The organism is Shewanella sp. 10N.286.48.B5 (genome assembly GCF_002874355.2).
Taxonomy (GTDB): Bacteria; Pseudomonadota; Gammaproteobacteria; order Enterobacterales; family Shewanellaceae; genus Shewanella.
In genome coordinates this window covers 885263-898426 of sequence record NZ_MCVG02000001.1, presented here as the reverse complement: position 1 = coordinate 898426, position 13164 = coordinate 885263, and the positions used below count along the sequence as shown (strand labels likewise).

The 13164-nt window shown below is 40.8% G+C and carries 11 protein-coding genes; 6 read left to right on the top strand and 5 right to left on the bottom strand.

The features are described 5' to 3' along the window. The first annotated feature begins 1 nt into the window (after position 1). From BCU57_RS03895 to fabV, 3 genes are all read left to right on the top strand, one after another. The gene (locus tag BCU57_RS03895; RefSeq protein WP_102440527.1) at positions 2 to 1009 is read left to right on the top strand and encodes an oligopeptide/dipeptide ABC transporter ATP-binding protein; all 1008 of its coding nucleotides are present in this window, start codon (positions 2 to 4) and stop codon (positions 1007 to 1009) included. Beyond that, entirely contained in the window at positions 990 to 1775 is a 786-nt protein-coding gene (locus BCU57_RS03890; RefSeq protein WP_102440526.1) for an ATP-binding cassette domain-containing protein, read from the top strand. The genes BCU57_RS03895 and BCU57_RS03890 overlap by 20 nt, the downstream gene beginning before the upstream one ends. A gap of 105 nt (positions 1776 to 1880) precedes the next feature. Further along, positions 1881 to 3083, top strand: a complete 1203-nt coding sequence (fabV, locus tag BCU57_RS03885; protein ID WP_102440525.1) for an enoyl-ACP reductase FabV — start codon at positions 1881 to 1883, stop codon at positions 3081 to 3083. Between the two features lie 164 nt (positions 3084 to 3247). On the opposite strand, the gene BCU57_RS03880 is transcribed toward fabV, so the two are convergent. Beyond that, a complete protein-coding gene (locus tag BCU57_RS03880; protein ID WP_102440524.1) occupies positions 3248 to 5023 on the bottom strand; it encodes a flavocytochrome c in 1776 nt (591 codons plus the stop codon). 336 nt (positions 5024 to 5359) lie between these two features. On the opposite strand from BCU57_RS03880, the gene BCU57_RS03875 reads away from it, so the two are divergent. From BCU57_RS03875 to BCU57_RS03865, 3 genes are all read left to right on the top strand, one after another. Then, complete coding sequence (locus BCU57_RS03875) at positions 5360 to 6394, top strand: porin (protein WP_102440523.1); 1035 nt, start codon at positions 5360 to 5362, stop codon at positions 6392 to 6394. Between the two features lie 220 nt (positions 6395 to 6614). Further along, positions 6615 to 7490 (top strand): LysR family transcriptional regulator, encoded by an 876-nt coding sequence (locus BCU57_RS03870; RefSeq protein ID WP_102440522.1) that lies wholly within the window; start codon positions 6615 to 6617, stop codon positions 7488 to 7490. Positions 7491 to 7526: 36 nt separating this feature from the next. Beyond that, positions 7527 to 8759, top strand: a complete 1233-nt coding sequence (locus BCU57_RS03865; protein WP_102440521.1) for a DUF819 domain-containing protein — start codon at positions 7527 to 7529, stop codon at positions 8757 to 8759. Between the two features lie 43 nt (positions 8760 to 8802). Here BCU57_RS03865 and BCU57_RS03860 read toward each other — a convergent pair whose 3' ends face one another. The 4 genes from BCU57_RS03860 to BCU57_RS03845 form a co-directional block, all read right to left on the bottom strand. After that, a complete protein-coding gene (locus tag BCU57_RS03860) occupies positions 8803 to 9753 on the bottom strand; it encodes an AraC family transcriptional regulator (RefSeq protein ID WP_102440520.1) in 951 nt (316 codons plus the stop codon). 166 nt (positions 9754 to 9919) lie between these two features. Beyond that, positions 9920 to 10513 (bottom strand): HAD-IB family hydrolase, encoded by a 594-nt coding sequence (locus BCU57_RS03855; protein ID WP_102440519.1) that lies wholly within the window; start codon positions 10511 to 10513, stop codon positions 9920 to 9922. Between the two features lie 78 nt (positions 10514 to 10591). Further along, the gene (locus BCU57_RS03850; RefSeq protein WP_102440574.1) at positions 10592 to 12463 is read right to left on the bottom strand and encodes a SurA N-terminal domain-containing protein; all 1872 of its coding nucleotides are present in this window, start codon (positions 12461 to 12463) and stop codon (positions 10592 to 10594) included. Between the two features lie 220 nt (positions 12464 to 12683). Further along, the gene (locus BCU57_RS03845) at positions 12684 to 12956 is read right to left on the bottom strand and encodes an HU family DNA-binding protein (RefSeq protein WP_076536981.1); all 273 of its coding nucleotides are present in this window, start codon (positions 12954 to 12956) and stop codon (positions 12684 to 12686) included. Between the last annotated feature and the right edge of the window lie 208 nt (positions 12957 to 13164).

The window sequence follows — 13164 nt, the reverse complement described above, 5'->3', positions numbered from 1 at the left end:
CATGCCGTTACTTGATGTCAGAAATCTCACTATCGAACTCGATACCCCACAAGGCACAGTGAAGGTACTTGAGAAAGTCAGTTTAACCATTAATCCGGGTGAAATTCATGGCTTAGTTGGTGAATCAGGTTCTGGGCGTAGCTTATTAGCCAAAGCGGTACTAGGCGTTTTAGGCCCAAACTGGCGCATCATTGCCGATCGCATGATGTGGGATGGCAAAAATTTATTGGAAATGACTAAAAAGCAACGTCGCAGCTTAATGGGCAGTGATATGACCATGATTTTCCAAGACCCTTCTGGCAGTTTAGACCCGGTAAAAACTATCGGCAGTCAGTTAATTGAATCGCTCACGCCAAACAAAGCCGTGCCTTTTTGGCGCAGAGCAAAAGACACTCATTTAACCGCGCAAAAATGGCTTCATAAAGTTGGAATTAAAAAGCCCAAAGCCATTATGAAGCGCTACCCTTGGGAACTTTCTGAAGGTGCCTGCCAAAAGGTAATGATTGCTATGGCAGTAGCTAACCACCCTAAGTTATTAATCGCCGACGAACCAACGAATGCGATGGAATTAAGTACTCAAGCGCAAATATTTCGTTTGTTAGCTCAATTAAACCAACTTCAAAATGTCTCTATACTTCTAGTCAGCCATGAACTAGAAACTTTAGCAAAATGGTGCGATCGCATCAGTATTTTATACAGCGGACAAATCATGGAGTCGGGGCCCGTTAACGAATTAATCAAACAACCCTATCACCCCTATACCAAAGCATTATTCAAAAATCTGCCAGACTTTGCAGGCCAAATACGCCACAAAGCCTATTTACCAACATTGCAAGGTTCCTCGCCGTCATTGCAGCATTTGCCTGCAGGGTGCAGGCTGGGTCCTCGCTGCCCTGACGCCCAAAGAGCATGTGTTATCCAACCCAGTTTGGCCCACGAAAAAGATCGCTATTTTGCCTGCCATTTCCCGTATAACAGTGAGATAGAAGATGACAACTCCATTACTTAAAGTAAACCAGCTAAGCAAACGCTATTTTACGGGTTATAAAAGGTTCAAAGCGCAATATAATCAAGCCCTGTCACCACTATCATTTAAACTTGAGCGTGGACAAACCTTGGCTATTGTCGGTGAAGTAAGCTCAGGTAAAAGTACCTTAGCGCGAATACTGGTTGGCGCAGAGCCTCGCAGCGGTGGAGAAATATTGTTTGAAGGGGAAGCATTGGAGGCGCGAAATCTCAAACAGCGCAGCCGCTTAATTAGAATGATTTTTCAAGACCCTAACACCTCATTAAACCCGAGGTTAACCATTGGTAGCCTACTAGAAGAACCATTACGATTTAACACCACATTGAATTCAGCGGAACGAAAAGTGCGGGTGGCAGATAGACTCAGAAAAGTGGGCTTACTACCTGAACATGCCAATTTCTATCCTCATATGGTCTCTGAAGGTCAAAAACAACGTGTAGCCGTTGCTAGAGCTTTAATGTTAAACCCTAAAATCATTATCGCTGATGAAGCACTTGCCTCATTAGATTTATCAGTGCGTTCTCAAATACTTAATCTGCTGATAAAATTACAAAAAGAAATGGGGCTATCGTATATTTTTGTGACCCACAATTTGAACATTGTACGTCATTTTAGTGACAAGGTACTGGTGCTCAAAAATGGCAGCGTAGTTGAACTAGCGAGCACAGAAGAATTATTCAATCACCCACAACAAGAATACTCTCGCCGCTTAATATCGCAGCAAACACAACTCACAGCCAAACGCTAAACTGCTCCAACCACTGAGTAATTTAGCCAAAAAACATAAAAACTAGTGCCAATTCGTCGCCTAACTATTTATCCTAGTGCGATTGTTAAAGGAAGAAACCAAATTATGATTATTAAACCTAAAACACGTGGCTTTATTTGTACAACCACTCATCCTATCGGTTGTGAAGCTAACGTCAAAGAACAAATCGAATTAACCAAAGCAAAAGGCAAAATTGCCAATGGCCCTAAAAAAGTCTTAGTGGTTGGCTCTTCAAGTGGCTACGGCTTATCTTCTCGTATTGCATCAGCGTTCGGTAGTGATGCGGCCACCATTGGTGTTTTCTTTGAAAAACCAAGCACAGAAACCAAACCAGGTACGGCCGGTTGGTACAACTCTGCCTACTTTGATAAATTCGCTAAAGCTGAAGGTTTATATTCAAAAAGCATTAACTGTGATGCATTTAGCCATGAAGCTAAACAAAAAGTCATTGAGCTTATCAAACAAGACTTAGGTCAAATTGATATGGTGGTTTACTCTTTAGCTTCTCCAGTGCGTAAATTGCCTGATACCGGTGAAGTGATCCGCTCAAGCCTTAAGCCTATCGGTGAAACTTATACCGCAACTGCGGTAGACACCAACAAAAACACCATCATCGAAACCTCGGTAGAGCCAGCAACAGAGCAAGAAATTGCTGATACCGTGACAGTGATGGGCGGTCAAGATTGGGAATTATGGATGAGCGCCTTAAGTGATGCGGGTGTATTAGCGGATAATTGTAAAACCGTGGCCTACAGCTATATTGGCACCGAGATCACTTGGCCTATCTACTGGCATGGCGCATTAGGTAAAGCCAAAATGGATTTAGACCGTGCGGCTCATAGCCTTAATGAAAAGTTAGCCAAAACAGGCGGCTCTGCCAATGTGGCTGTGCTTAAGAGTGTTGTCACTCAAGCAAGCTCTGCTATCCCGGTAATGCCTTTATACATCGCGATGGTATTTAAGAAAATGCGTGAAGAAGGCGTTCATGAAGGCTGTATGGACCAAATTTACCGTATGTTCAGCGAGCGTTTATATCGCGCTGATGGTCAAGCGGCACCAACAGATGATGAAAATCGTCTTCGTTTAGATGATTGGGAGTTACGCGAAGAAATTCAAAAACATTGCCGTGACTTATGGCCGGATGTCACCACTGAAAACCTTGCTGAACTGACTGATTACAATGAATACAAAGAAGAGTTTTTAAAACTGTTTGGTTTTGGTATTGCTGGCATCGACTATGAAGCTGACGTTAATCCAAACGTGACTTTTGATGTTATCAGCCTTTAATCCCCTAAGGTAATAAGAAAAGCCAAGTTATTATAACTTGGCTTTTTTATATCTGGTTAACTGCACAGTGACTCTTTATTTTATTAATGCGGCGTTATTAATAAAAAAAGGCCAAGTTGATGAGACTTGGCCTTTATAAGGGAATGATGAAATTTAACTAAGAGTTATTTAGTTTTTAGCGCATGCTTAGCGGCGTTTTCACCAGCTTTACGACCAAATACTACCGTATCAGCGATTGCGTTACCGCCTAGACGGTTATAACCATGAACACCACCAGTGACCTCACCAGCCGCAAACAAACCAGGCATTTTCCAGCTTTGTAGGTTCAAGATATTCGTATCGGTATCAATTGCGATCCCGCCCATAGTATGGTGAATACCAGGTGCTACTTTTACAGCGTAGTATGGCGGCGTGCTTAAGCTTAATGGCATATTGGCGCGGCCGAATGCATCATCTTTACCTGCTGCTTTATACTTGTTGTAATCCGCTGCAGTTTTCGGTAAATCAGCCATTCCGGTGATTTTTGCCAGTTCTTCAATGGTGTTGGCTTTACTTAACATACCTAAATGTTCGTAACCACGTACCATTTTCTTTTTCTCAACCAATTGCTCATCGAACACTAACCAAGCATATTGATCTTTTTGCTTTAAGATTGCATCTGATGCACGGTCACGAGTCGTTAGTTCATTAATGAAACGGTTGCCATCAGTATTGACCATAATTGCACCAACACCGCGAACGGTTTCAGAAATCAAAATACGGCTATCTTTACCTACTGTAGGATGCGCTTGAACCCAATCAATATCAGTCATTGAAGCGCCAATTTCTTTAGCAAGTAGCACACCATCACCAGTGGCTGTAACGTTATTTGAACTAGACATGTCTTTCATTGTTGGGCGGTAGTAAGCAACCATTTGCTTATTCATACCATAACCACCTGTCGCTAATACAATAGAATCAGCAGCGACCATGTTGTAGCCTGAATGACGGCCGTGAACCACCACGCCAGCAACTGATTGATCATCATTTAAGACGATTTTTTCAACTCTTGAGTTAACGCGAACTGGAATATCACGTTCTACTGCGGCTTTACGCAAGGTATCAATTAAGTGTGGACCAATTGACGCGCCACCAGAAGGTGCGTGAGTACGCTCTGCTCTTGCGCCGCCTGAACGTTTAAGCTCTGACATATCAGCACCTAAAGACTCAAGCCATGCTACAGCGCCAGCAGACTCTTCAGCCATAGTTTGCACAAGTTTAGGGTCATTTTGATAACGACCGCCTTTCATGGCATCTTCAGCATACCAATCAACAGTGTCTTCAATGCCTTTGGCTTTTTGTTGTGGTGTGCCGACAGCATTAATACCGCCTGCAGCAAGCATTGAGTTACCACCGGTATAAGGGGCTTTTTCAAATAAAACAACGTTGGCACCTGCCAATTTAGCTGAAATCGCTGCATTGAAACCGGCACTACCGCCACCAACAACAATCACATCAACCGTTTCTACAGGGCCTTTATCAATCGCTTGTTGGATTTTGTCTTGATTCCAATCACCATCCCACTTCTTCTTCGCTTTTGAATCAGCAAATGGCATTTCCATTTCAAAGTTATGACAGTTATTACAAGTCAACTCAGGTTTAGCATGGGCGGTATGACAAGAAGTACAGTTGATATCTCCTAAATGAGATGCATGAGGGTCAAACGCAAGTTCATCGTTAACTAAATCAGCATAACCACCATGACAGTCCTGACACTGGGCGTTCTCATGAGTTTGGCTATCAGTCATGCTTTTCTTGATGTCTTTCATTTTTTCTGCAACGTGACAGCTTTGACAGTCACCCATTTCAGTATGGAAAGACGCTAAGTCATTTTTTGCCATTACGCTGCCAGAAGTAAGCATCATCACTGCCACTGCCGAAGCTAAATATTTAAGTTTCATTGGTTCATACCTCTAATTATCATTTTCACAACTTGCTTTGTTGGACGATAGAATACTCATAAAGAGATAGTAAAACTTAGACATTGGTCAACATTGGCACTTGGTTAAGTTTTAATGAAACCAAATTAAAATTAACTTAAATCGCTACAAAGCCACAACATTTGTGACCCAGTTAGAATTTATCTCCATGATTCAATCCTATTATGTATATCAGGTTTACATACGCTGCAACCTCCTCAAAATTGATGATATTGAGGTTTATTAATGAATCTATTCATTAGCTAAAGCAATATAACCAATTGATAATATTACTTTAAAATAGAGATGAGTAAGAAGATGAAAAAATCACTAGTTTCACTCACTGTTGTATCAATCCTATCAGCGAGCTCTTTTGCCGCATTCGCTGAGTCACCGCAGTTCTATGGCCGCTTAGAAATGGCACTAACAGAGTCTGATAACGGTTTAACAACACAAAATCAAAAATCGGGTACTGTGCTGGAAAATAACTTTTCTCGCCTAGGGGTAAAAGGCAGTGAGAAAATATCTGAAAATATTGAAATCATTTACAATGTTGAAGTACAGGTTAACGCTGCCACCAACGAAGCTGATGATGATTTATTTAAACCAAGAAACACCTACTTAGGGCTAAAAAGTGACTTTGGTACCGTCATTGTCGGTCGTAATGATACGGTAATGAAAACCTCAAAAGGTACTGCTGAAGCATTTGCATTAACCAATGCCGCCTACAATAGAATGATTGCTGGGCAAGACAGGAAAGCCGATGGAATCACATACTATTCACCTAAAATTGCCGATTTAGTCAGTGTAAATGCGACCTATTTAGTGGATAACAATTATGACTCTGGCGAAAGTCAGTACGCATTAAGCGTCACCGCTGGTGATAAAAAGCTCAAAAAACAACGTTATTATGTTGCAGCAGCATATAACACCATTGGTGGTGTCGACGCATACCGCGGGGTTGGTCAAATCAAAATAGGTAGTCTTAAACTAGGCGGTTTATTACAAAATACCCAAAGCCAAACTTACAGTGATAAAGAAGGTAATTCTTACTTTATTAGCGCAATATATAACTGGAGTGGCATCAACTTTAAAGCTGAATACGGCAAGGACAAGGCCGGTTTTGGTAAATATTTTAAAAATAATGACGTCTCTTCAGCCCAATATAATGAAGCGACCGATGTCGATATTAACTCCTTCACAGTCGGTGCCGATTACCGTCTATCAAAATCAACGATGGTGTTTGGCCACTACGCCACCTATGAAGGTGAATATCGGGTTGCTAACACAGGCCCGACGATTGAATTAGAAGATGATAATGTATTTACCCTAGGCGTGCGCTACGATTTCTAAGTCCAATTTTTATTTCGCGTTAATATCTGCACTTATATCGATCTAGGTCTCGCTGATAAAATATGATAAACCCATCATAAATGATGGGTTTATGCTAACAAGGTAAGACTTTTTCAAATAACTTGAACTCGTTAGCAATTCCTAAAAATAATACCAAAAGTTTACAGAGTAATATTGTCAACTCGTTATACTATTGATGAATTCATAGAATAATTTGCCCATGAAAATCACACTCAAGCAACTGTCAATATTTAAAGCCATCCATATTAATGGCCAGATCTCTAAAGCAGCCAAAACATTACATATGTCAGTCCCCGCTGTCAGTATGGCGTTAAAGGATTTAGAAGGTTCATTAGGCACCCGTCTGTTTGAGAGAAGCAGTAACGGCTTAACCATTAATGATAATGGTGAAGTTATTTTGCCTTACGCCAATGAGATGCTTTCTAAAAGTAATCAATTAGAGCAGATGTTTACTGAGCGAACAGCCATCGGTGGCACCATCAAAGTTGGCAGTAGTAAAACTGCGGGTAACTATATTCTTTCAAGAATCATCCCATTATTTAAACAACAACACCCCTGTGTTGATATTAAACTAGTGATTAACAACAGTTTAGCCATCGAGAAAATGGTGTCTGAAAAAGAACTGGATTTAGGTTTTGTCGATGCCAAGCCTGGGTTAAATAATTTACAATATCAGCAGTGGCTTAAAGATAGATTGTGTATCGTCATCGGCAGTAACAATCCAATAGCAAGCGAAACCATTACCCCTGAATTGCTGTCGCAACAATTATGGGTTATGGATGAAACCATTTCGGTGTCGAGGCTACGTAATACCCAGCTATTAAAAAGTGCCAGTATCAATATTCATCAAGAATTATCAATGAATACTATGGGCGCGATAAAACGTGCTATTGGTACTGGCATTGGCGTTAGTGTACTGCCCTACCTTGCTGTAAAAGAAGAAATAGCCAGCGGTCAACTTATTGAAATAGATTTACCAGAGTGGGATTTCGAGCGAAACTACTGGTCTATTTGGCGTAATGAAGAAGCATTAAGTCCGTTACTTGAAGAGTTCATCCAATTCTGCAATCAATAACAAAGCGATAAACTAATAAGGTTGCCAATATAAATTATGATTACTGCAGATCCGGTCATTTTTGGCTTGTTGGCCGCGATTATTGGTTTGGTATTTTATACTAGCAAGCTAAAACAAAGCTTTTGGAAACAACTTTACCGTTTTGTGCCCATTATGGTCATGATTTATGTGTTGCCATCATTTTTAAATACCTTAAACATTGTCGATGCTTCCCAAAGTCAATTACCCCACATATCCTCAAAGTATTTAATGCCCGCTTGTTTAACATTACTAATTATCAGTGTAGACATAAAATCCATTCTATTATTGGGCCCTAAAATTGTCATGCTGTTTTTAATTGCCAGCTTAGGCATTATTATTGGCGGCCCGTTAACTCTGATACTTTTTGCGAAAATAGCGCCTGAATCTATTAATTGGCTAGGTGAAGATGCTGCCTGGCGCGGAATGGCGACCTTAGCAGGGAATTGGGTTGGTGGCACAGCGAATCAACTTGCCATGAAAGAAATCTATCAGGTAAAAGAAAACTTATTTGCGATTATGATTTCGGTCAATGTAGTCTACTCAGCGATTTGGATGTCATTTTTATTAATCTGCGCCAATAATGCTGCTGCGATAGATAAAAAAACGGGTGCCGACTCAAGCAATTATCAGCGGTTAATCGCTACAAGCGAATATCAGCAAGCTCACACGGTCAAGAATATCACCATAACTGATTACATATTAATATTCAGTGTGGCATTTGGCGTGACGGGATTAGCACATATGGGGGCTGATATTCTGGCGCCATATTTTGCCGCCCACTACCCTGCAACAGAAAAGTTTAGTCTGACTTCAAATTTCTTTTGGATTGTCATCATAGTGACCACTATCAGTATTGCACTTTCAAATACCAAAGTGCGTGAACTTGAGCAATTAGGGGCATCAAAGGTCTCCACTGTCATGCTGTATATTTTGATTGCTAGTATGGGCCTTAGAATGGACTTGACCATGATTGATGACTTTCCAATCTACTTTGCCATCGGCTTTGTATGGTTAGCAATTCATAGCCTGTTCGTGATTATTGCTGGGCTAGTGATGAAAGCACCTGTGGCTTATATGGCATTAGCAAGTCAATGCTGTATTGGCGGCGCGGCATCATCCCCTGTGGTGGCAATTGCATTTCACCGCTCACTGGTACCTATCGCGATCATGTTCTCAGTATTTGGTTATGCTTGGGCAACTTACATGGCTTGGCTATGCGCCGAGATGATGCGGCTCGTATCGCAATAAAACGATGAGTTAATTTCTTACAGTGAACATATACGGATACCTGTTACTGTAATTTTAAATAGACTCTAACCTCTACAAGCTCTTGGTTGTCATCGGCAATAGCAGCTTCAACAGCCTCACTCTTAATCACATCCAAGCGTTCAATTATCAGCGGCTGGGTCGTTAAAGTCCAATCACTGGCAGCAAGCCAATGACTATAAAGATATTTTATTTTGCTATTGAGCTCTTTTTCAGAACCCAAATGATAAAACTGAGCATAACGCCCCTTAGCCACAGACTTATTCGAAAAATAACCAGACTCAGCAATAACAGGCGCTAATTCAGTAAGCTGCGCTTGATTAACACTCACACCAATATCCAGCGATAACATGGATTGCTCATCAGCTAAGGCATTAATTTGCGGATAAGGCATATCATAAACGAAATTAAAGGTGCGACTAGTACTTGGCGATAAGTGATATTTTTGCCTAAATGCGTTTAAGGCATTTTTCGATTGAGATAAATAACAAGCGGGTCCACGATGCTTAATAACCACTAACTCTGTCGCCGTTAGATCCGATGCCTGAATATTAACCTCAGCAGCAGAAAACTGCTCATGCCCTTCTGCTAGGGTACTCAGTGGTTGCTGCTTGGCAAAAAAATTCCCCCAATCAGGTGAGGCTTGAAAGCTTTGCGGACTTTGACCAATGCTGTCGGTAAACGCGGTAATAAATGCCGCAGTTGACGGGTAGCCCATTTTTAACGCGACAGTATCTAAGCTAATAGTTTTATCAAAACCCAGTAACTGCGCCGCTTCAAGGTTTTTTAGCAAACGAATATAATCCTGCACTTTAGTATGAAACAGACTGTAAAATAACGCACCAAAATGCACTTCAGCAACCCCTGCAATCGCCGCTAAGCGGCTGTTGAGATTGTCATCAAACGCAGAAATTGCAGGTAGATTATTATCGATATAGCTTAACAGCACTTCAAATTGAGCATGTAAATCTTTCAATTTTTGACTAGACCTCTTAGTTTAAAACTGACTTATCTTTCATATAAACACAACTTACAAGTCCGATTTTTAGTCCCATGACTGCAACAAGTTGTTTGGCTTATAAACCGCTAGATTTACTAGTAAACAGTAAAGCCATACCTTAGTTTTTTACTATATAACGGCGTTAGCCTGTCAGTTTTTGCCATCGGTAATAACTGACATCAGCAAGTTCTAGCATGGGTTTATCTTCTTCTGTATCACCATAGGCATACACTTTATCAAAATCTTGTAGGTCAAACTGAGCTAAAACTCGATTTGATTTTGCAGCGCCGCTACAGTCACCATTAATATACCGTCCGGTCAGTTTACCCTTTTTACTTTCTAGCTCTGCACATATCAGTTTAAATCCATGCTGGCGACACCATGGCGCTAAATAAACATTAAGTGATGCCGAAACCACAACAATGGTGTCACCTTGCATCTGATGCCATTGCAGACGCGCTAGCGCTTGAGGTTTGATTTGTAGATCAAAACTTGTAGCATAATCTTCGCCGATGGCCTTAATGTGTTGCTCATCTTGTTGCCAAAAAGCAAACTTAGAAATGATGCTACGCGTTCTTGACCCACCAATGAGCTGCCATTTATAAGCGGCTATCACAGGGATTAATATCGGATAACAAACGATTAAACGCCACTTAGGTACACTTGAGTAAATAAATGGCGTGTAAGTATCTTTACTTGTAATAGTTCCATCAAAATCAAACAATGCTAAGTTCATAAATATCCTTATAAGAACCTCAAAATTTTGACATAAAAAAGCCAAGGCGAACCTTGGCTTTTGTGAATTCCAATCAGCTTATTCAGCTACTGGGTATTCAACTGTTGCTTTTGCTTTTAAAGCTGCGACAACTGAACGGTAATCAGCTTCGCTGTATTGAGGTACTAAACGTTGCTTAATACTTTCAACAATATTTGCATCAATACCTTCTGCATCATTAACTTTATCCAAAGCAATAACCGCATAGCCATTAGCTAATGCAGCGGTATCAAATGAGCTTGCACCAGCATCTGGAGCTGCAATTTTAAATGCCTTAGTCGAGATAGCTTGATCAATATCTTGATTAAATCGTGCTAGCTTCTCTTTCGTTGCTACTGCAACTTCAGTGATTTCAGTGCCTGCTTTTAATTGCGCTAAATATTCATTGGCTTTTTCACTTGCGGCAAAGTTCGCTTTATCTTGCAATAAACGTGCTTCAATGCTGCTAGATACTTCAGTTAATGGCAATGTACCAGCATCTTTATGTTGCAGTAAACGAATCACAACCACATGGTTAGGTGCTAACTCAATCACTTCACTGTTCATGCCGCTACCAATAACGTCATCAGAAAATGCAGCTTTGATTAAAGCTGGAGTATTTAAATTAACAGGCGCATTATCACGAGAAAATAACGCTGTTGATTGAACCTCAACGCCTAATGCTTTAGCTGTTTCATCTAAAGTGTCAGGTATTTCGTAGCTGGTATCGGCTAAAACACTTTGTAAGCTATAAAATTCATCAACCGCTTTTTTGTTTTGAAGATCAGCGATGATTTTATCTTGCACGTCATCAAACGGCGCTGCAGCACCAGATTCCACATCGAGTAACTTGATAATGTGATAACCAAATTCACTCTTCACAATTTGTGAGTACTCACCAGTTGAAAGTGCAAATAAAGCTGAGTCAAATGCAGGATCCATTACACCTTGTTCGAACCAATCGAGTTGACCGCCCTGCTCTGCGCTAAATTGGTCATCTGAATCTGATTTAGCAACGGCAGCAAAGTCTTCACCAGCTTGTAATTTAGCTAAAGCAGCTTCGGCCTTTGCTTCATCGGCGCTATCATCGCCAGATGCAAATAAAATATGTGCAGCTAAACGTTTTTCTGGCGTTTGATATTGTTGTTGGTTGTCTTCATAAAAAGCACGCGCATCATCAACTGACGTTTCGATACCTTTAGCCAGATCTGCAACGTCCAACTCGACATATTCTAAGCTAACTTTTTCTTGGCTCATGAACTGAATTAAGTTACTTTCGTAATAGGCTTTAATCTCTTCAGCAGAAACTGTTGAAGAAGCTAAGAAAGGTGTAGAGTCCACAACTAAATAACGAATATCACGGGTTTGACCTTGAACTTCAGCTAATTGCTTTGCTTCACCATCAAGAACAAACTCACTTCCCACTAGCGCGGTTAAAAGTTGACGACGAGTCATATCAACACGCATCATATTTCTAAAGCTAGTGGTTTGATAACCTAATTGACGTAGTACAGCTAAGTAGCGGTCATTATCAAATACACCATCGGTTTGGAATGCTTGCTCATTCAGAATCGCTTGTTTAATTTGCTCATCTGAAACACGTAGTCCCAAATCTTCAGCCGCTTGGCTAATTAGCTTATCTGAAATCAAACGATCTAATACATTCTGCTTGATACCATTCATATAGTTATCATCAGCAGCTAAGGCATCAAACATTTCGCCTAGTTGTTGTTCTAAACGGCCACGTTCATTTTGGAATGCTTGTTCTAATTCATTGGCTGTGATTTCGTCACCATTAACTACTGCGGCTGGAACATCTGTCGAGGTTCCTAGGTAACTACTGACACCAGCAAATGCGAACGAAAGGATCACCAGTACTAAAATACTTTTAGCTATAACGCCCTGTGAACCTTCGCGAATTTTTTCTAACATCTGAATTCTCGCTTGTTGCGACATAATAAAATAAAAAGGCGCACCTTTTGCGGATGCGCCTTCTTGTAATTTAGACGGAGTATTCAGACGCTACCGAGGTATGCCTTATCTCTCCTAATATCAAAAAAACAAAGTTAATTCTGATACTTTATTTCGCAAAAAGCACTGTTAAAACAGTGCTTTCTACAAATGCCTTACAAAAGGCAACGATACCAACTATTTAGTTAACAGCGTCTTTTAGTGCTTTACCAGCTTTGAAGGCAGGAATGTTTGCTGCTGCAATTTTGATTTCTGCACCCGTTTGTGGGTTACGGCCAGTACGTTCTGCACGTTGACGTACTTCAAAAGTACCAAAACCAACTAGAGAAATCTTATCGCCTTCTTTAAGCGCTTCAGTAACAGCAGCAATAAAAGAATCTAGTGCACGGCCAGCGCCTGCTTTAGAAATGTCAGCACCAGAAGCGATTTTCTCGATTAGTTCAGATTTGTTCATGTCATCCCCTTGAATGTTATTTTTGCGCCGCAACCAAATCCGTCTTTGGAACGGTCTACGGAGGCTTTTTATCGTAAGTTTGATACCACACCAAACTTAGTTGGAAAACCAAAAAAAATGTACTTGGATACAGCTCAAAGTCAGATGCGCCAAGGGTTTGGTGCTAACTGACTCTCCACTTATCTAGGCTACCACAGCTTTCGTGTTT